13 protein-coding genes are annotated in these 20,173 nt (G+C 68.7%); 3 read left to right on the forward strand and 10 right to left on the reverse strand.

The features are described from left to right. The first annotated feature begins 117 nt into the window (after window positions 1-117). Window positions 118-1,953, forward strand: coding sequence for an acyl-CoA dehydrogenase (locus DFR74_RS26585; RefSeq protein WP_067508561.1), 1,836 nt, complete (start codon window positions 118-120; stop codon window positions 1,951-1,953). 228 nt (window positions 1,954-2,181) lie between these two features. After that, window positions 2,182-2,784, forward strand: a complete 603-nt coding sequence (locus DFR74_RS26590; protein ID WP_232331730.1) for a TetR/AcrR family transcriptional regulator — start codon at window positions 2,182-2,184, stop codon at window positions 2,782-2,784. A 1-nt stretch (window position 2,785) separates the two neighbouring features. Here the strand turns inward: DFR74_RS26590 and DFR74_RS26595 are convergent, their stop codons facing one another. The 4 genes from DFR74_RS26595 to DFR74_RS26610 all read right to left on the reverse strand — a co-directional run bounded on the left by DFR74_RS26595 (window position 2,786) and on the right by DFR74_RS26610 (window position 8,827). Further along, on the reverse strand, window positions 2,786-4,189 hold the full coding sequence (locus DFR74_RS26595) for an amidase (RefSeq protein WP_067508563.1): 1,404 nt from the start codon (window positions 4,187-4,189) through the stop codon (window positions 2,786-2,788). Between the two features lie 113 nt (window positions 4,190-4,302). Beyond that, entirely contained in the window at window positions 4,303-5,955 is a 1,653-nt protein-coding gene (locus DFR74_RS26600; protein ID WP_067508565.1) for a sigma-54-dependent Fis family transcriptional regulator, read from the reverse strand. Between the two features lie 231 nt (window positions 5,956-6,186). After that, complete coding sequence (locus DFR74_RS26605; RefSeq protein ID WP_067508567.1) at window positions 6,187-7,299, reverse strand: NDMA-dependent alcohol dehydrogenase; 1,113 nt, start codon at window positions 7,297-7,299, stop codon at window positions 6,187-6,189. Between the two features lie 16 nt (window positions 7,300-7,315). Next, window positions 7,316-8,827: an aldehyde dehydrogenase family protein gene (locus DFR74_RS26610; protein WP_067508569.1), complete on the reverse strand. Its 1,512-nt coding sequence runs from the start codon at window positions 8,825-8,827 to the stop codon at window positions 7,316-7,318. Between the two features lie 187 nt (window positions 8,828-9,014). On the opposite strand from DFR74_RS26610, the gene DFR74_RS26615 reads away from it, so the two are divergent. Beyond that, entirely contained in the window at window positions 9,015-9,584 is a 570-nt protein-coding gene (locus DFR74_RS26615; protein ID WP_067508571.1) for a mycothiol transferase, read from the forward strand. A gap of 234 nt (window positions 9,585-9,818) precedes the next feature. Here the strand turns inward: DFR74_RS26615 and DFR74_RS26620 are convergent, their stop codons facing one another. The 6 genes from DFR74_RS26620 to DFR74_RS26645 all read right to left on the reverse strand — a co-directional run bounded on the left by DFR74_RS26620 (window position 9,819) and on the right by DFR74_RS26645 (window position 20,039). Further along, a complete protein-coding gene (locus DFR74_RS26620) occupies window positions 9,819-10,157 on the reverse strand; it encodes a hypothetical protein (protein ID WP_067508573.1) in 339 nt (112 codons plus the stop codon). A 118-nt stretch (window positions 10,158-10,275) separates the two neighbouring features. Next, complete coding sequence (locus DFR74_RS26625; protein ID WP_084537551.1) at window positions 10,276-10,665, reverse strand: hypothetical protein; 390 nt, start codon at window positions 10,663-10,665, stop codon at window positions 10,276-10,278. Window positions 10,666-10,883: 218 nt separating this feature from the next. Further along, window positions 10,884-11,747 carry an Abi family protein gene (locus tag DFR74_RS26630; RefSeq protein ID WP_170160802.1) on the reverse strand — a complete coding sequence of 288 codons (864 nt, stop codon included), beginning with the start codon at window positions 11,745-11,747 and terminating at the stop codon, window positions 10,884-10,886. A 315-nt stretch (window positions 11,748-12,062) separates the two neighbouring features. Beyond that, entirely contained in the window at window positions 12,063-12,896 is an 834-nt protein-coding gene (locus tag DFR74_RS26635; protein WP_067508576.1) for a ChuX/HutX family heme-like substrate-binding protein, read from the reverse strand. Next, window positions 12,886-14,622 carry a diflavin oxidoreductase gene (locus tag DFR74_RS26640; RefSeq protein ID WP_067508578.1) on the reverse strand — a complete coding sequence of 579 codons (1,737 nt, stop codon included), beginning with the start codon at window positions 14,620-14,622 and terminating at the stop codon, window positions 12,886-12,888. Before DFR74_RS26640 ends, DFR74_RS26635 begins: the two co-directional genes overlap by 11 nt. Further along, window positions 14,619-20,039: a glutamate synthase-related protein gene (locus tag DFR74_RS26645; RefSeq protein ID WP_067508580.1), complete on the reverse strand. Its 5,421-nt coding sequence runs from the start codon at window positions 20,037-20,039 to the stop codon at window positions 14,619-14,621. Before DFR74_RS26645 ends, DFR74_RS26640 begins: the two co-directional genes overlap by 4 nt. Window positions 20,040-20,173 lie beyond the last annotated feature (134 nt).

Here is a 20,173-nt window from a genome sequence, read left to right on the forward strand (position 1 = left end):
CTTACGGTTGCGACACCCGGCGCGCGTCCGACAGACTGTGCGCACCGGGGCACACCTCCGCGCCCCGGGTTCACCCCGCCCGTGCCATCGGGCGATTCGTCGGGAAGGGCAGCGCCGGTGGGCCATTACAAGAGCAACGTGCGAGACCTGGAGTTCAACCTCTTCGACGTGCTCGGACTCGAAGAGATCCTGCGCACCGGAACGTTCGGCGATCTGGACGGCGCGACCGTGCGCTCGATGCTGGCCGAGGCCGCCCGCCTGGCCGAGGGACCGGTCGCGGCGTCGTTCGCCGAGACCGATCGGCACCCGCCGGTCTTCGACCCGCAGACGCATACGGTGCGGCTGCCGGAGTCGTTCAAGCGATCGGTGCGCGCCTGGTACGACGGCGACTGGTGGCGGGTCGGGAAGTCCGAGGAGGTCGGCGGCGTCGCCGCGCCCCGCGTAGTGGCCTGGGCCATCAGCGAATTCGTGCTCGGCGCGCAACCGGCCGCCTACATGTACCTGACCGGTCCCGGCATGGCCGATATCGTCCACGGCCTCGGCACCGAGGAGCAGCGCCGCTGGGCGAAGCTGGCGGTCGAGCGCAACTGGGGCGCGACCATGGTGCTGACCGAACCCGACGCCGGCTCCGACGTGGGCGCGGGCCGCGCCAAAGCCTTTCCGCAGGAAGACGGCTCGTGGCACATCGAGGGCGTCAAGCGGTTCATCACCTCGGCCGACTCCGACGACCTGTTCGAGAACATCGTGCACCAGGTGCTCGCCCGCCCCGAGGGCGCGGGCCCCGGAACGAAGGGGTTGAGCCTTTTCCTGGTGCCCAAGTTCCACTTCGATTCCGAGACCGGCGAAATCGGTGATCGCAACGGGGTTTTCGTCACCAACGTCGAGCACAAGATGGGACTCAAAGCCTCGGCCACCTGCGAGCTCACCTTCGGCGGCCACGGGATTCCCGCCAAGGGCTGGCTGGTCGGCGAGGTGCACGACGGGATCGCGCAGATGTTCCGGGTGATCGAGGAAGCGCGGATGATGGTGGGCACCAAGGCCATCGCGACGCTGTCCACGGGCTACCTGAACGCGCTCGAGTACGCCAAGACGCGCGTGCAGGGGTCCGATCTGACCAAGATCGCCGACAAGACCGCGCCGAAGGTCACCATCATCGCCCACCCCGACGTGCGGCGATCGCTGATGACGCAGAAGGCCTACGCCGAGGGGCTGCGCGCGGTCTACCTCTACACCGCCGCTCACCAGGATCCCCTGGTCGCCCAGCATGTTTCGGGCGCCGATCCCGAAATGGCCGCGCGCGTCAACGATCTGCTGCTGCCCATCGTCAAAGGCGTCGGCTCCGAACGCGCCTACCAGTACCTGGCCGAATCCCTCCAAATCTTCGGCGGCTCCGGGTATCTCCAGGACTACCCGATCGAGCAGTACATCCGCGACGCCAAGATCGACTCGCTCTACGAGGGCACCACGGCCATCCAGGCCCAGGACTTCTTCTTCCGCAAGATCGCCCGCGACCGCGGCACCGCCCTGGCCCATCTGGCGGGTCGGATCCGGGAGTTCACCGACTCCGGCACGGGCGACGGCCACCTCAAAGCCGAGAAGGTACAGCTGGCCTCGGCCCTCGACGATGTCCAGGACATCGTCGGCAAACTCACCCAGCACCTGTTCGCGGCGCAGGAGGATCCGGCAGCGCTGTACAAGGTCGGACTCGGCGCGGTGCCGCTGCTGCTCGCCGTCGGCGACCTCCTCATCGGCTGGCGACTGCTGGTCGCCGCCGATATCTCCTCCGCCGCACTCGAGCACGACCTCAGCACCGACGAGCGCGCCTTCCACGAGGGCAAGATCGCGGTCGCCTCGTTCTTCGCCACGACCGTCCTCCCCCGCCTGAGCAGCGACTGGGCGGTGATCTCCCAGCTCGACGCCGAGATCATGCGGGTCGACGAGAAGGCCTTCTGATCACCGGGGCCCCGCGTTGCCGGTCGCGCGGCAGAGTAACGCGGGGCCCGTGTCAGCCGCGCTCCCAAGAGTGCGCGCAGCCCCTCCCGCCGAATCGCACCCGGGACAGGAACACGCAAGAGGAGCGCGATGCCAGCGGCCGCCGCGCCTGCGACGGCGACCACCCTCACGGCCGACCCGCCTCGGTCGCGCACCGGAACGCGCCCACCACCCGCTACGCTGCACGCGGTGAGTGAGAAGCGGATCGACGGGCGGGCGCTGCGGTACCAGCATCGGCGGCCCGAGCTGCTGGCGGCGGCGACGGAGTACGTGCTCGAGCACGGCGTCGGCGAGCTGTCGCTGCGCCCGATGGCGCACGCGCTCGGCGTCGGCCACGCCACGCTCATCCGGCACTTCGCGACGAAGGACGAGCTGGTCGCCGAGGTGCTCACCAAGATCCGCACCGACTTCGAGGCGCGGTTGCGCTCGGATGAAGTGCGTTCTGCCGCTTCGGGAATCGAGCTGTTGCGCCGGGCGTGGGAGCGCTTGTGCCAGCCGAGGGAACAGCGGCAGTTCCTGGTGTTGTTCGAACTGGTCTCGCTGGCGGTGCACGGGGACGAGCGCGGCCCGGCGGTGCGCACGCTCGTGGACGACTGGCTGCACCTGATCACGGAGGCGCTGGTCCGCCACGGGTGGGCGCGCGACACCGCACCCGTGATCGCGACGCTGATCCTGGCGCAGGTGCGCGGCCTGCAACTGGACCTCCTCGCGACGGGCGATCGGGAACGGGTGGAGAGCGCGTTCGACACGCTGATCGCGATGCTGGACGCGCTCCCCCACGAGAACCGCTGACTCAGCCGGCGAACGGGTCCACCACGCCCGTCATCCCCACCGCGGTCTCGATGACCGCCGCCGCGTCCAGCACCCGGTCCTCCCGGAACGGCGCGCCGATCAATTGCACCCCGACCGGCAGCCCGCCGACCACACCACCGGGTGTCGCGACGGCGGGCAGGCCGAGCGCGTTGGCGGGCATGATCGGGCGCATGACGTCCAGGGTCACGCCGGGGTTGTCGAGATCCCAGCCGTGCGGGAAGGCCGGTTCCGGCCACACCGGCGAGAGCACCACCGGGTAGGTCTGGAAGAACTCCTGCCACAGGCGGGCGAGCCGTCGCCGGGTGACGAACAGGTGGATGTAGGCGTCGAGATCGAGTTGCGGAGCGATCTCCGCGAACGCGTGAAGCATCCGTAAACCGTCTGCGCCCATGACGTTTTCGAGCAAAGGCCGCACGGATTCGAGTTCGGTCATCAGCAGTGATCCCCAGAGTTCCCGCACCGCTTCGTATTCCGGCGGCGTGGCCTCCTCCACCTCGTAGCCCGCCGCCGCGAGGTGCGCGCCGGCCCGCCGAACCATCTCGGCGACAGCCGGATTCGTCGTCACCCCGGGCGGTTCCGGCAGCAACGCGACCCGGACCGGTCCACCGGAATCGGGGAACGTCAGCGGCACCGGCAGCGCACCCGGATCGCGCCGATCCGGGCCCGCCATGATCTCCAGCCCGAGCCGGACATCGGCCACCCGCCTGGCCATCGGGCCGTGTACGGCCATGAGCTGGAAGGACAACGGCCAGTCCTCGGGCAGGGTGGCGTCCGCCCACGGCACCCGGCCCGGCGTGGGCTTGAGCGCCGAAATTCCGCAGCAGTGCGCGGGATTGCGCAGCGACCCGCCGATGTCGTTGCCCGCGCCGAGCGCCGACATCCCCGCCGCCAGCGCCGACGCCTCGCCACCCGACGATCCGCCGGCCGTCACGCCCGCGTGCCACGGATTGCGGGTCAGGCCGCGCAAACTGCTGTCGGTGGACACGCGTAATCCCATGTCGGGCATGTTCGTTCGGCCGATCACGATCGCGCCCGCCGCGCGCAGCCGCTCGACCAGCGGCGCGTCCACGGCGGGCACGGCCGCGGCGAAGGCGGCCACACCCTTCGTGGTCGATGTGCCCGCCACGTCGATGTTCTCCTTCACTGTGACGGGCACGCCGTGCAGCGGACCCAGGTCGGCGTCCCCGGCGGCGATGCGCCGGTCGGCCTCCTTCGCCGCGGCCAGCGCTTCCTCCGCGAGCACCACGACCACCGCGTTCAGCTCCGGGTTGACGGCGTCGATCCGCGCCAGGTGGGCCTCGATCACCTCCGTGGACGACACCTCGCCCGACCGGATCATCCGCGCGAGTTCCCCCGCGCCCCTGTTCCACAACGTGTCCGCCATCCCAGCTCCTCGCACTTCGGCTCGACACCGCGCACGCCCGCTCGAACAGCGACGTGAACGCGGTCACACCAAAGTAGCAGAACCGAATGGTTTGCCAAACCGATCGGTTCAGGTCAGCCGTCGATAATGCGCAGCGCCTTCATCCGCGCGTACAGCGTCGTCCGGCTGATGCACAGCTCGGCGGCGGCCCGGCGCTTGTTGCCTTCGCACCGGCGCAACGCCTCGACGATCACGTCCCGCTCGGCGCGCTCCCGATCCGACAACCGGCGCGAGAGCGACGCCGTGCGATAGCGCGCCGGCAGATCGTTGACGGTGATGTCACCACGACGGCGATGTTGAAGCGCGTGCGCGAGAACGGCTTTCATCTCGTGTAGGTTCCCCGGCCAGCTCTGCGCGCCCAGCATCTCCAGCACACTGGGCAGCAGCCGGACCTCCGCCGACGGATCTAGTTCGCGCACCATGCGATCGGCGAGCGCGGCCACCTCCGCACCGCGATTGCGCAGCGGCTCGAGCTCCACGCGGTCGGGGCACATCGCCGCGAGCGCGGCGGCCCCACCGCTCAGCGTCGCGGGTGGCAGGCAGGTGAGGATCAGGCGGGGCCGCGGCCTGCGCTCGATCGCTTCGCGCACCACGTCGGTGACGGCGTCCGGCAGCGCGTTGATGTTCTCGACGCACACGGTGCCGGTGGGGCGGCGCAGGCGCTCGGTCAACCGGCACACCCACTGCCGCTCGCCGACGGCGGCGAGATCGGAGCAGTTGTGGAACTCGACCTCGTCGGCGCGGGCGAGCCGGCGCGCCTCGGTGCTGCGCCCGGTGCCGCGCTCGCCGGTGACGAGCACCAGATCGGGCACCACCTCGACGGCAGGGGCGCAGCGGTCGCGCGGGGCGATCGCGGGCACCGCGCGCGAACCCTCGACCGGGTCGAAATGGAACAGCGTGCCGACGCCGGCGCCCGGCACCCGCATGACCCGCACCCGCACCCGCGCGCCGGACGCGACCGCCACCTCGGTACTGCTCGGACGGCCGGTGGCCTCCTCGGCCATGATCCGCAGCACCGCGTAGTCCGACGGGCCGAGCAGGTCCAGCGCCGCCTTGTTGGTCAGCACGATGTCGTCGCCGATGGCCGCGATCGCGCGCCGCTGGCCCGACACCGACTGGAACGCCGCCAGCAACACCCGCTCCGACGCCTTCGCCTGGTCGAGCAGCAACTGCTCGATATCCGCGGCGGCGCGCGTGAGGAACGGCGCGAGCAGCGGCGAGGCGGGCGCGTCGGCGCAGGTGATGTCGAGCACGCCCTCCAGACGCCGGGTCACCGGATGCCAGATCGGGTGGCCGTAGCAGGTGAACTGCTTGAAGGGTTCGATGAAGTGCTCCGCGCCGTCGACCACGATGCCGCGCCGCGTCTCCAGCACGGTCCCGAGCGCGTTGGTGCCGACCACGTCCTCCGCCAGGCTCACCCCGTCACGCACGCCGAGCGCGTCGAGCGCCGATTCGAAGCGCGGATCGTCGAACCACCGGTAGACCAGGCGGCACTCGCGGTCGGCGAGCAGCAGGCTGTAGGAGGAGCCCGCGAGCGTGGCCGACAGCTGATCGATGACCGTGGACGCGGCCTCGAGCAGCCTGCTGCGCGGATCGAATTCGGCCACCGCCCCAGGCGTGAACCCGTGGAACTCGGGGTGCACGCCACACATCCGCGACCGGCGCCACGACAGTTCGATCTCCGGGCGCCGCGCCGACGTCCCGGACCCGCCGTGCCGCGTCGTCATAGCGAACTCCTCGCGCTCACCCGTGGCACCTCGCCTCACCGATGCGCCACGGCACTCCATTGTGCTCCGCGTCACTATGACCGCGTACCCCCGATTGTGGGTGACCGGACGGGCGGCGGGGTGTTCAGATCCTGAACACCCCGCGCGGCGACCGCTCTGGTGAGCACGCAGGAACTCCGGCGGGAACCCAGAGCCCGGCCCGTCGGCTGGCGGCCCGACCGGCGAGACGCCCTAATTCGCGTGGACGACTATCCCGCGGATGTTCTTCCCGTCACGCAGATCCTGGTAGCCCTGGTTGATGTCCTCCAGCTTGTACCGGGTGGTGATCAGTTCGTCGAGCTTCAGCTGTCCCGCGTCGTAGAGTCGCAGCAGTTTCACGATGTCGTACTGCGGGTTGCAGGAGCCGAACAGGGTGCCGGTGATGGTCTTGCCGCCGAGGGTGAGCAGGGCGCCGGACACGTGGATGGTGGCCTGGGCCGGGTCGGCGAGCCCGGTGACCACCACGGTCCCGCCCTTGCCGATCGCGTCGAACGCCGCCGACACCACCTCCTCGGTGACCGTGCCGACGGTGATGATCGCCTGGTCGGCGCCCTGTCCCCAGGACAGTTCGGTCACCTTCGCCGCGGCCTCCTCCGCCGTCGCGAATGCGTGGGTCGCGCCCATCTTCAGCGCGGTGTCGCGTTTGAAGGCCACCGGGTCGACCACCACCACGAACTTCGCGCCCGCGTGCACGGCGCCCTGCACGGCGTTGATGCCGAGTCCGCCGATCCCGTAGACGACGGTGATGTCGCCGACCCGCACATTGCCCGCGTTCGTGGCGCTGCCCCAGCCCGACGGCACACCGCAGCCGACCACGACGGCCGTCTCCAGCGGCAGCCACGGGTCGATCTTCACCACCGAGTGCTGCGAGATGGTGGCCCGCTCGGCGAAGGTGCCGAGCATGCACATCGCGCCGAAATCCGTTGATCCGGAATGGAATCGGAAGGTGCCGTCGGGCATGCACCCGTCCAGGATGGTCGCGCCCATATCGCAGAGGTTCTGCCGGCCCGAGGAGCAGTAGCGACAGGTGCCGCAGTTGGGGATGAAGCTGCACACCACGTGGTCGCCGGGCGCGACCTTGGTGACGCCCGGTCCGACGTCCTCGATCACGCCCGACCCTTCGTGCCCGCCGACGATCGGATAACGCGGCGGCAGGTCGCCGTCGGTGAGGTGCAGGTCGGAGTGGCACAGGCCGGCGGCGGTGTAGCGGATGAGGACTTCGCCGGGGCCGGGCCCGTCGAGGTCGAGTTCCATGAGCTCGAAAGGCTTTCCGGCATCGAGCAGAACGGCGGCGGTGGTTTTCACGGTGTACTCCCGGGTGTCAGAGGGCGACGTTGACGGCTTTGGTTTGCAGATAGAGGTCCATCGCGGCGGCGCCGAGTTCGCGGCCCCAACCGGATTCCTTGTAGCCGCCGAACGGCAGCGCGGTATCGAAGCCGTTGTATTGGTTGACCCACACCGAACCGGCTTTCAGATCCCGCGCGACGCGGTGCGCCTTGGAGATGTCGCGGGTCCAAATGCCCGCGGCCAGACCGTAAACGGAATCGTTGGCCGCTCGCGCGACCGGGGCGATCCCGGTTTCGGCGTCGAACGGCAGCGCCGCGACGACCGGCCCGAAGATCTCCTCGCGCACGATGCTGAATTCCGGTCGCACATCGACGAATACGGTGGGCTGCACGAAATAACCCTTGTCGCCGAATCGCTTTCCTCCGGTGAGCGCGCGGGCACCGGCCGCGAGTCCGGCCTCCAGATATCCGGTGACGCGGTCGAATTGTTCCTGCGAAACCAGCGGGCCGAGTTGGGTTTCCGGGTCCAGTCCCGGCCCGATCTTCACCGCCGCGGCCGCCTCGGCGACGGCCGCGGTGAAATCGTCGAAGATCTTGTCTTCCACGAACAGTCGCGTGCCCGCCACGCAGCACTGGCCGTGGTTGAACAGCCACGCGTTGAGCGAGCCGGTGACGGCGGCGTCGAAATCGGCGTCCGCGAACACCACGTTGGGGCTCTTGCCGCCGAGTTCCAGCGACACCTTCTTCAGATTGCCCTTGGCCGCGTCGACCACCAGTTTGCCGACCTCGGTCGACCCGGTGAACGCGACCTTGTCGACGCCGTCGTGCGCCGCGAGCGCCGCCCCGGCGTCACCGAAACCGGTGACGATATTGACCACGCCCGGCGGGAATCCGGCCTCCTGGAACACCTCGCCCAGCAGCAATGCGGTGAGCGGGGTCTGCTCGGCGGGCTTGAGCACCACCGTGTTGCCCGCCGCCAGCGCGGGCGCCAGTTTCCACGCCGCCATCAGCAGCGGGAAGTTCCACGGGATGATCAGCCCACACACGCCGACGGGTTCGCGCAGCGTGTAGGCGTGGAATCGACTGCCGGGCGGGGCGAACGGCATGGACACGTTCACCGTGGCGCCCTCGATTTTGGTCGCCCAGCCCGCGTAGTAGCGGAAAACGTCGGCCGCCCAGGCGGTATCGACCGCGGTGGCGATGCCCGCCGACTTCCCGTTGTCGAGGGATTCGAGTTCGCCGAATTCCAGGGCGCGTTCGGAGAGGATGTCGCCGACGCGCCAGATCAGGCGTTCGCGCTCATTGGGTTTCATCCACTGCCAGGGGCCGCTGTCGAACGCGGTGCGCGCCGCCCGCACCGCGCGGTCGATATCGGCGGCACCGCCGTGCGCCACGTCGGCCAATTTCTCGCCGTCGGCCGGGTTGGTGGTTTCGAAGGTGCGGCCCGAGGCTGCGTCGACCCATTCGCCGTCGATCAGCAACCGTTTCCGCTCGGCGAGAAAGGAGCGGATATCCGCCCGGATCGGATATTCGGAGACGACCGTCATCGAAGACCTCCCTGGTGTTGATGTGACACCACGGATACTCCGCCGTTTTCGCGGCGATCCCGTGTTCAGATTCTGGACAATGCGGGCGCGGTGGGGTGGGTCGCTTCGCAGACTCCATCGCTGTGCGTGGCCGCGCGAAGTGCGGAGTTGGGCGGCGAACCGCTCGGACCAGGAATATCGTGGGCGGATGACGCCCGAAGACCCGCCCTGGGAGCCGCCACTCGCGGGCAGCGAAGCCGAACATCTCGTCGGCGCGCTCGACCGGTTGCGCGCGACGTTCCGCTGGAAGACCGACGGGCTCGACGCGGCCGGGTTGAACGCCCGGATCGGCGCCTCAACCCTCACGCTCGGCGGGTTGCTGAAGCACATGGCGCGGGTCGAGCGCGAATGCTTCGCGATGAAACTGCACGGTGCGTCGCCCGGCGCGCCGTGGGAGACCGCGGACTGGCGCGGCGATCCGGACTGGGATTTCGATTCCGCCGCCGACGACTCCCCCGAGTATCTCTATGCGCTGTGGGACGAGACGGTCGAGTGGTCGCGCTCGACCCTCGCCGCCGCTCTGGCCGACGGTGGTCTGGACCAGCCGATCGCCCTCACGCCCCCGGACGGCGCCGCGGTCAGCCTCCGGCGACTCGTCTGCGACGCCATCGAGGAGTACGGCCGCCACACCGGGCACGCCGACCTTCTCCGCGAGGCTGTGGACGGGCGCGTCGGGGAGGATCCGCCGCACGATTGGCGGCCGGGGCACCCAGGCTGAGTCAATCAGCTTGCTTGCCCTGCAAGACTTTCAACCGATACGTGCCGTGGGACTCGGCCTCCGCCGATCGAGACCGAGCCAGACGACGTTGTCCCGCAAGGCTTTCGACCGACGCTCGCCGTCGAAACAGCGCGAAGCCGGCCCTGCGCACTGCCGGTCACGGCGACGGCAGGCGGCATCCTGAAAGGGCACTGCCCGACGTACACCGTCGACATGGCGAGAAGTCCGCTCCGCTCACTGCCGGTCAGGGCGACGCCAAACGGCATCGTCCTGGAAGGCGGCGGGGTTCGGCGGCGGAGCCGGTTGCGCCCACGGCGGGGCCGCGGGCGGCTGAGCGGCACCCGGGTGCGCCGCCGCGCCTGGGTAGAGCGATGGCGGTTGGTATCCCGGCGGCGGACCGGCCGGGTCCCTCCTGCTCCCTCGGGAACTCAGCACACGGATCGCGACGATGATCACGGCCGGAACCGCGAGCACGATCACGAGGATGGCCAGCCACCGCAGATAGCGCATCAGTTGAAGCGCCTTGTCCGAGAGCGGTGGCGCCTCCGGCACCGAGTCCTGCGCCAGGACCACCCGGCGACATCGTGAACAACCAGGAACGTCGTGCTCACCGCAACCCCCGACGACCGCCGAATACTTCGACTCCCATCGTAAGTCGCTCCTCCGCGTTCGGATACTCGAGCACCGAAAACTACCGGGCCACAGGAATACCCCGCGCCGCGCCCGACGTCCGAATGAACATGTACAGCCCGGAGAACAACAGTCCGAGCAGCGGAAGCAGCGGAATGTACGAAACCCACGCCGGCCCACTCGCCGCCAGCGTGACCGTGGTGACGAGCACCGAGATCACGAAGGCCGTTGCGAGCCAACGATGCCACTGCCGCACCCCACTCACCGCCCGTCCACCACGCCACCACCCCACCAACAGGGACACCCCGGAGACGAACAGCACGGCGAGCGGAAGCAACGGCACGTAGGACATCCACTCGGGTCCCCCGGCACCCAACACCACGACGGTCACGACCACAACCACCGCGAACGTGACGCCCATCCATCGATGCGTCTGACGAACCCGCTTCATCGGAACCTCCTCAACCGACCGGCAAACCCGCGCTCCGGCACAGCACCGGGCGGGACTTCGATACGAACGACGCTAGCGACGTCCCCTTGACCAGCGCTTCTCGATTCCTGATCGGTTGCGAAGTCCCACGGACCGACACCTGAGCACCCAGCCCCGAGCCGTCGAGCCGCGCGTCGAAACCGCTCAGCGAACTTCGCCGGTGAGCGTCACCCTCGGCACTACTTCGGCGACGGATACGTCAGCCCCTCACACAGCCAGTCCGGCTGAGCGTCGATGAAGTCCCACAACGACTCCGAATAGCTCGCGTCCCCGCGAACCTGGTCGGTGAGATACCCCACCGTAAGCACCCAAGCCCACGGCGTGTTCGTGAAGATCGCCTTGTCGGACCCGCTGCGCACCTGCGGCGGCGCCTCGACATCGATACCGTGGTTGCGATTCCAGATCCGGCCATGGTGCGCACATACGTTGCGCAGCACCGACATCGACCGGAAAATCTTGCGCGACGCGCGATGACTGATCCCGAACCGCTCCGCAAGCGGCTTGAACACACCCTCGGCGTCCGCGATCAGGCCGTACAACTTGGAACTTGTCCCCAAGGAGAAGACCTCCACCGCCGCCCAGATCGGCACCGGCTGGCCCAGCCGCCGATGGTGCTGGACGAACCGCTCCGTCGATCGTTCGAGCTCATCGTTGATGCTCTTGATCAGTGCCTTCTTCGTAGAGTCGCCGCCGTCGTAAGTGGTCTCGTATAGGTAGGAGTCAGGTCCGGTCGATTTCGCCACCAAGTAGGCCAGCTGGGACCGGAACACGATCTCGAACTCTGCCAGGCCGGCTTGCAGCCGGACGGCCAGGTGCCGGTCGAAGTCGTGAGCCTGCCGGATCTTGGCGAAACTCGCCTCAGCGGTGAACCGATTCTGCTGGTTGACCGGATCGGCCTGAAAGTACCGAAAAGAGCCACTCACCCGGTAGTAGTTGTGGTCCTGGAGGAACCGGCGAGCGTCGACGGCTTCGGCGTCGGTGAGCGACAACCCGTTGTCGCGCAGCTTTTGAACCTGCTGGTCAAGGCTCAGAAAGGGCTTCACCACGGTGAGGGTAGTAGAAAGCCCGCCGAAGTAAGGAAGCTTGCGCTCTAGCCTTGGCGGGCATCGTTGTTACGAACAATACCAGAGGCCCACAACATCGGAAACTGGCGAGTCGCGGCGGAAACTTGTGATCTGTGCCACTTGTCCTGATCTGTGTCGCATCCTTGGCCCAGGTGAGCCGTATCGAACCCACCCCTGGCCAGATATCGGAGCCGCACGCTGGTTCCCGCGAATCCGCACCGAACCGCCATTCGAACCGGCGGGGTGCACAGCCCGAGCTATTCGTGTGACCCACGCGTCGCCGGGAGAGGTCCCCTACCCCTCCGGTAGTGACGCCGTGATCGCCTCCCACGCCGCACTCGCATGCGGGCAGATGGGCCCGGTCTGGGTCAGCACCGTGACGCAGCGGTTGCTGTGGTCGTAGAGCTCCACCGAAGACGCGGGGCCGGCGGTGCCGTGGGTGTGGGTGACCCAGCATTCGGCGACGAAGGTGGGGTCGAGGGCGTAGCGGGCGGCGCCGAAGACGACGGCGAAGTGGGTGGCGGCGAAGTCGACCATGGCGGCGCGGCCGCGGTGGAGCTGGAGGCAGCCGCCGCCGGGGACGGCGAGGGTGAAGGCCAGGCTCATCTCGGTGAGGCGCGCCAAAAGGTGTGGGACGACACGGGATTCGATGCGGCGGGCGCCGGTGAAGGGCAGCACGCGGTAGCGCTCAGGGGTGAGCGCGTCGAGGTGGGTGATCTGGTCGGCGTCGCTCCAGTCGACGGTCGACCAGTCCAGCACGTCGGCGGTCTCGGGTTCCTGCGCGGGCGTCGCCTCCAGCGCTCGCACCACCATGCGGTCCGACATGGGCGTCAGGTACGCGCGGTGGGTGCCGGCCCGGTCGGCCAGCGTCAGCGCGCGCGACGTGAGGAATATGTCGCCCACCAGCCCGGGATTCACCCGCAGCGCGATGCTGCGCTCCCCGCACCGCAGCGCCTCACTCGGCAGCGCGGGCGGTTCGTACTCGCCGGTGTGGCTGAGCAGCGCCGCGTCGTTCGCGGTGACCGACACGACGGTGCCCAACGCGGGCAATGCTTCGGCGACCGTCCTGGGCCCGGCGCCGAGCGGCTGCGCTGGGCAGTGCTCGCAGCGGCGGCCGTCAGTACACATCGCGAACGTATCGCTTCTCGCGCTTGAGGCTGTTGACGTACTCGTCGGCGTCCTCGGCGCTCAATCCGCCGTGCGTGGCGACGATCTGGTGCAGCGCCTTGTCCACGTCCTTGGCCATGCGCGTCGCGTCGCCGCACACGTAGAAGTGGCCGCCGTCCTGCAACCAGGCGTACAGATCCGCGCCGTGCTCGAGCATGCGCGTCTGCACGTAGATCTTCTCGGCCTGGTCGCGGGAGAACGCGAGGTCGAGCCGATCGAGCAGCCCGGCTTCGTGCCAGCCGGTGAGCTCGTCGGAGTAGATGAAGTCGTGTTCGCGGTGCTGGTCGCCGAAGAACAACCAGTTGCGCCCACCCGCGCCGCGCTGTTCGCGCTCTTGCAGGAACGCGCGGAAGGGCGCGATGCCGGTGCCGGGGCCGACCATGATCATCGGCACGTCGTCGGCGGGCACACGGAACGACTTGTTGGGCTGCAAGAAGATCTTCGCGCCCGCACATCGGTCAGCTAGGAATGTCGAACAGACACCGCCGCGTTCGCGCCCCGCGTTGTGGTAGCGGACGCCGGCCACGGTGAGGTGGATCCGCTCCGGATGGGCCAGCGAACTGGACGAAATCGAATACGCCCGGTGCACAAGCGGTTTGAGCAGTCCGACGAACTCCTCCAGGCTCAGCGTGTCACCGCCGATACGCAGGATGTCGAGAATGTCCTTCCCGTACAGCCAGCGGTCCAGCACATCCTTCACCCCGCCGCGCACCACGTGGGAGAGCTCCTCGTTCTCCGCGCGATGCTCCACTTCGCTGAGCAGATCTTTTGAGGGAGTGCTGATCTCGTAGCGGTGCCCGAGCAGCTCGCCCAGCGGTTCGCCGTCGACCAGCGTGTCGGGCGAGACGCGGAAGTGCTCCGCGATGGCCTCGACGAGCGCGGGGTCGTTCTCCGGGAAGACGGCGAGCGCGTCGCCGGCCTCGTAGTGAATCCCGCTGTCCGCCAAGGCGAATTCATAGTGCCGGATCTCCTTGCCCGAACCGGGACCCGACAGCACCCGGTTCACCGGCACCTGCGCCGGGAACGGATTCTTGCGGGTCCAGCCCGACCGCGCCACCGTGCTCGGCGGCGGCGTGCCCGGAGTGCCGCTGGCGCCCGCGAGGGTGACCAGCGTGCCGACGGCGCTGCGCACCCATTCGGCGGCCTGCGTCTCGTAGTCGATATCGCAGTCGGCGCGGCCGATCACGCGGTGCGCGCCGAGCTGTTCGAGCCGGGTGTCGATGAGCTTGCCCGCCTGACAGAACCCGTCGTAGCCGGTGTCACCGAGCGCGAGCACGCCGTAGGCGACGCCCCCGAGTCGCGGCGCCATATCGGAAGACAGTGCCTCCCAGAACAATTCGGCATTATCGGGCATCTCACCCTCACCGTAGGTGGAGGTGACGATGAGGACGTACTTCAGCCCGGCGAACTGGTCGAGCGCGATCTCGTCCAGCCCGCTCACCGTGGCGTCGAAACCCTGCGCCTTCGCGGCCGCCACCACGTCGTTGGCAACGCCCTCGGCGTTGCCGGTCTGGGTTCCGTAGAGCACGCGCAGCGGCGGGCGGGGCGCCGAGGTGTCGGCCACGGCCGCGGGCGGCGACGCGACGTTCATCGCGATGCGCGAGTGCAACCCCGCCAGGAAGCCGGCGAGCCAGGCGCGCTGGTCCTCGTTGAACGGGGCGTCTTCGGGAATGTAGGCGATCTTCATGCGCTCTTCACGGGGTCAGCGGGGACGGACATGGCGACGACGGGGATGGCCTGGTGGCAGAACAACTCCTCGAAGGAGGGCAGGCGGCCGATCCTGTCGGTGTTCTTGGTGCTCTGGAACAGGATCCAGCCGTAGGTGCCCGGACTGTCCATGGATCGGACGTTGCGCTTGCTCAGCGCCTCCTTGTAGTCGGTGAGGCGCTTGTTCGCGATGAGGACGGCCAGATCCTCGTCGCTGAAGCCGTCGATCGCCTCGCGGGCGTACTTCTGCAACTTCTGGATGAGGAAGAAGTCCTCGGTGAGGATCAGGTTGCGCACCGCCTTGCCGATGCGCGGGTCCTGCACGTCGCCCACCCCCGGCATCCGCGAAAGTGCCAGCTGCTGCGCCATATTCAGCACCGTGTAGGTGTTGAGCAACGCGTACATCTCCTCGGTGTCGGTGTCGCCGTATCCCGGCACCGCACCGCCGAGGACGACGCCGCTGTCGCGGTAGGACACCTTGAACTTGCGCACCTGATAGCCCGAGAGCGCGGCGGCGAGTTCGTCCAGCAGTTCTTTGCGGGTCTTGGCGGCGAGGATCGCGTCGGCGTCCTGGTACTGGAGCAGAGCGCGCGGCATCGCGTAGACCAGGTGTGTGCGGGTGGTCTCCCAATCCTCCAGCAGCGCACGGCCTTTCACCGAACCGGTGACGTCGGTGTGCCATTCGAGCAGGGTGCGGGCGGCGACCTCGTGGAAGGGCGCGTCGGCGATCGGCAGCACCAGCACCGAGTCGGCGCTGACCTTCGACGGCAGCTGACCTTCCGGGTCGTACTGGTAGAGGAACCCGCCGCTCATGCCGTTGGCGACGCCCTTGCCGAAGCCGCCGATATTGAGTACCGCGCCGTTGGTCATGTACTCGCACAGGAATTCACCGGCGCCCTCGACCACGGCGCTCGCACCGGAGTTGCGCACGGCGAACCGGTCACCGGCCTGCCCCTCGACGAAAAGCCTTCCGCCCGAGGCGCCGAACAACGCGAAGTTGCCGATGAGCACGTTGCCGCCGTGGGCGTCCGAGCCGCCGCCCGGCGAGCGCACCGCGATGGTGCCGCCGCCCGCGCCCTTGCCGACGCCGTCGTTGCAGGTACCGGTGTGGGTGAGCACCATTCCGTCGTTGCAGAACGCGCCGTAGCTCTGGCCCGCCGATCCGGTGGTGGTGATCCGCACGCTGTCGGGCAGCAGGTAGCGGCGCCCGCGATCGTCGGTGGCGACGGCGGGACCGTCCGCGCCTTCGTGATTGAGCATCCGCTCGATATCGATGGCGAGCTGTCCGCCGACGCTCTTGTTCCGGTTGGTCAGCTCTACCGGGGGCAGGTCCACGCCACCGAAGTCCAGGCGCGCGAGGAACGCGTCGTCGATCGAGTAGTCCTTCTCCATGTAGATCGGGTTCTCGACGACGAATTCCTCGGCGACGGCGAGCATCCGGCGCAGGTCGAGCCTGCCGATGCTGGACGGGTGGTCCAGCAGATGCAGCAGGTCGCTGCGCCCGCGCGCCTCGCGCAGCGACCGCAGGCCGAGCGTGGCCAGGATCTCGCGCACCTCGTGCGAGATGTTGAGCAAGTACTGCGCGAGCGCGCGCGGATCACCTTCGAACACTTCGGCATTGGTGGTGAGCCCGGCGGGACACTTGATATTGCAGTTCTTCGCCATGACGCACTTGAGCATCATGAGCGCGGTGGTGCCGAACTCGAAGCTGTCGGCGCCCAGCAGCGCCGATTTCACGACATCACTGGCGGTCTGGTGCGCGCCCGAACATCGCAGGGTCACCTTCTGGCGAATACCGTTCTCGCACAAGGCCTGATGCACTTCGGCCACACCGATCTCGGCGGAGCGGCCCGCGTACTTGAGGCTCGTCACGGCCGCGGCGCCGGTGCCGCCGGTGTTGCCCGCGACGTTGATGACGTCGGCGCCCGCCTTCGCCACACCCACCGCGATGGTGCCGATGCCTTCGGAGGACACCAGTTTCACGATCACCCGCACGCGGGCGGCCTTGCAGTCGTGGATGAGCTGAGCCAGGTCCTCGATCGAATACGTGTCGTGATGCGGTGGGGGCGAGACCAATTCGACCCCGGGTGTGCCGCCGCGCGCGGCCGCGATCTCCACGGTGACCTTCGGCGCGGGCAGCTGGCCGCCCTCACCGGGCTTGGCGCCCTGGCCGATCTTGATCTCGAGTTCCTCGAGCATCGGGTCGGCCAGATACCCCGCCCACACACCGAACCGGCCCGACGCGAACTGCTTGATGCGCGAACCGCGAATGGTGCCGTAGCGGGTGAGGTGCTCACCGCCCTCACCGCAGTTCGACATGCCGCCGACCATGTTGGTGCCGTGCGCCACCGCCTCGTGCGCCGGTGCCACCAGCGCGCCGTGACTCATCGCGCCTGAGGCCAGGGTGCGGGTGATCTCGCTGGCCGGCTGCACCTGGGCGAGCGGAATGGAATCCGGCGCGGTGCGGATCTTCGCCAGGTAGCGCTCGGCCTGACCGGTCGCGTGCAACCGCAGCTCGGCGTCCACGATCTCGAAGCTCTGGATCTCGTCGCCGAACCGCGCCTCGAGCGAATGCGCCAGCGCCGCAAGGCGTTCCGGGCCGTGGCTCAGCCGCAGTACGAAGGCGCCCTCGCGGTTCTCACAGGACAGGCCGCGCGCCTGGAAGTCGTTATTGCCGAACCGCGCGAAGTGCCCCATCTCGCTGCGGAATTCGTCGGCGGTGTGGACGAAGTTCACGTCGGCGGGCAGCGCCAGCACGTCGCGCAGCGCCGCGGGACGGCGGGCGCGCTCGGCGTTCATCGACCGCACGAAGTTCCGGTAGCCCGGCGTGATGTCGAAGCTGTCGATGGCGCGCGGGGTGAGCTCGTCGAAACTGGTGTTGCGGTACGCGTCGTCGTCGAGACCGAACGCGCCCTCGAGCTGATTGAGCGGCAGCAGCCGCAGGAAGGTGGCGTCGGCCATATCCGGGTTGTCCGGGCGCGCTTCGTCGCCGAAGGAGATGGATTCCTCGGTCATGTCCACGAATCCGCGCACGGCGGTGGTGCCGTAGGAGTGGCCCGCGCCTTCCGCGCGCTCCTTGAACAGGCCCAGCAGCGGGACGTCCTTCTCCCCCGTCACTTCGAGCGCGCGGGCGTGCCAGTCGGCCACGGCGGCGGCGATGGTGCCGAACCCGACGCCCGCGACGGGCGAGATGACGTTCGGGAAGTACTTGTGCAGCACCGGATCCGCGGTGTCGAGGTAGTTCGGCTCGAAGAACTCGCCGCCGATGTAGCTCTCGGCGGTGCAGAGCCCGACCCGGCCCATCGTCTTCATCAGCGACTTCTCGGCCGCCTTCGCGAAATGCTTGAACGCCTGATCGGCCTCGGCGCCGTACTTCTCCTCGGCGCGCATCCGCACCGCCAGCGGATACACCGCCGACGCGCCGAAGCCGAGCACCGCGGCGACGTGGTGCGAGGAGCACAACTGGCCGCTCTCCGCGATCACCGAAACCCGCAGGCGCAGGCCCTCTTCGATCAACCGCTGGTTGAGCGCGGAGATCACCATGATGAGCGGCATGGCGGCCCGCTCGCGCGACACGTGGCGGTCGGTGACCACGGCGATGCCGCCGGTCTCGCGCGCGAAAGCCTCCACCTCGTCGCAGAGTTCGTCGATGGCGCGCACCAGCGCCTCGGCGTTCGCGGCGGGGTCGGTGGTGTCCACCCGGTAGCGCATGCCGAACCGGCGCACGGGGGTGTGGTCCTGCTCGCGGATCCCGAGCATGTCCAGGTGCGTCAGGATCGGCGAGGGCACCACGATCTGCGGCGCGGGCTTCGCGCCGCTGTTGGGCTTGGCGCCCAGCGCGACTCGCAGGGTCATGCCGTCGGCCTCGCGGATGCTGTCCAGCGGCGGGTTGGTGACCTGCGCGAACCGCTGCGAGAAGTACTTGGCGACACCGCCTTCCTGATCGGAGAGCGCGTTGATCGCCGCGCCGTAACCCATCGCCGAGATCTTCTCCTGGCCGGTGGCCAGCATCGGATCCATCAGGAACTTGAAGCTCTCCTGGTTGAGCGAGTAGGCGACGTAGCGCTGGTGGCGGTCCAGATCGCCGTCGTAGCGCGCGGGCGAACCCTGGTTCGCGGGCGGCACGGGCGGCAGATCGGCGATGTTCACCCGCGCCTCGGCCAGCATGGCCGGGTAGTCGTGCCGGGCGGCGAGCATCTCCAGCGCTTCGGTGGTGGTGTAGGAGCGGCTCTCGGCGTGGTCGTAGTAGAGCATGCCGCCCGCCTCGATGCGGCCGCGCTGCACCACCTCCTCCGGCGAGAAGTACACCTGACCGGCCTCGGACATGACGCCCAAGTACTCGGCCGTCTCCACGGTGCGCAGCGGGCGCAGGCCCAGGCGGTCCAGGCGCGCGCCGATGATGGTGCCGTCGCCGAAGATCAGCGCCGCGGGGCCGTCGTTCTTCTCTTCGTAGAGGCTGAAGTACTCCAGCATGGCCGTCACGCGCGGCGAGAGCGTCCTGTCGTTCTCCCACGCGGGCGGCATCATCGCGACGACTGCGGTGACCAGGTCCAGGTCCTCCTCGAGCACCCGGTTCTGCAAGGTCTGGTCGAGACGACAGCTGTCGGACTGGCCGACCGGGCGCACGATGGCGCGGTTGCGAGCGCGCGCGAGGGCGTTCTCGGAGAGCCGGTTCTTCTTGTCGGTGTTGAGCTCGCCGTTGTGGGCCATCAGGCGGAACGGCTGCGCCATGGTCGCGTTGGGCGCGGTGTTGGTGGAGAACCGGGTGTGGAAGAACATCGAGTGCACTTCCATCCGCGGGTCGGACAGGTCGCGGAAGTAGGGCACCACTTCGTGGGAGTTGAGACGGCCCTTGAGCACCTGCGTGCGCGCGCTCAGCGACAGCGGGTAGAGCCCCAGCAATTCCGGGCGCGTGTAGGCGACGGCTTCGATGTCCATCAGCGCGTCGTGGATCTTGCGGTCGGAGTCGGCGCGGAAGACCCACTGCCGGATGGGCAGCTGGTACTTGACCGCCGCTGGGCGAATGGCGGTGTTGTCGACGGGCACGTCGCGCTTGGCCAGGATCGCGAAACCCTGCGCCAGCAGCGCGTCCTCGATGACCGCCTCGGCCTCGGGGTGGTAGGCGGTGTCGGTGGGCAGGAAGAAATTGCCCACGCCGAAGTGCCCGAGCCGCAGCTCGTGGCCGGTGACCTCGGAGAAGAAGCGCACCGAGAGATCCAGATTCACGCCCGCGCCGTCGCCGACGCCCTCGGAGGACATACCGCCGCGGTGCGGCACCGCGCACAGCGCCTCGTGCAGCTTGCGGATCACCTCGTGGGTCTGGACGCCGTCCTTGCGGGTCAGGAACCCGACACCACAGCTGCTCTTCTCTTGATCCCGGTCATACAGTCCCTGCAAACGACGTACTCCTCACCCAGCGCCGCGAACGGCGCACCCAGCGTGACTTCGTCTCTCGTCCGTTGAGCGACCGCCCTGGCCGGCGCGGGAGTTACCGCGCGGAACCGAGCCGACGGGGTGCCGGCGGAAAACCG

The sequence above is a fragment of the Nocardia puris genome, assembly GCF_003315035.1.
In the GTDB taxonomy this organism is placed as follows: Bacteria; Actinomycetota; Actinomycetes; order Mycobacteriales; family Mycobacteriaceae; genus Nocardia; species Nocardia puris.

Coding starts and splice junctions, on each gene's coding strand:
- DFR74_RS26610 (WP_067508569.1), bottom strand. CDS start 8,827: ATGACGGTCGTCTCCGAATATCCGATCCGGGCGGATATCCGCTCCTTT.
- DFR74_RS26615 (WP_067508571.1), top strand. CDS start 9,015: ATGACGCCCGAAGACCCGCCCTGGGAGCCGCCACTCGCGGGCAGCGAA.
- DFR74_RS26600 (WP_067508565.1), bottom strand. CDS start 5,955: ATGACGACGCGGCACGGCGGGTCCGGGACGTCGGCGCGGCGCCCGGAG.
- DFR74_RS26640 (WP_067508578.1), bottom strand. CDS start 14,622: ATGAAGATCGCCTACATTCCCGAAGACGCCCCGTTCAACGAGGACCAG.
- DFR74_RS26595 (WP_067508563.1), bottom strand. CDS start 4,189: ATGGCGGACACGTTGTGGAACAGGGGCGCGGGGGAACTCGCGCGGATG.
- DFR74_RS26625 (WP_084537551.1), bottom strand. CDS start 10,665: ATGAAGCGGGTTCGTCAGACGCATCGATGGATGGGCGTCACGTTCGCG.
- DFR74_RS26635 (WP_067508576.1), bottom strand. CDS start 12,896: ATGTGTACTGACGGCCGCCGCTGCGAGCACTGCCCAGCGCAGCCGCTC.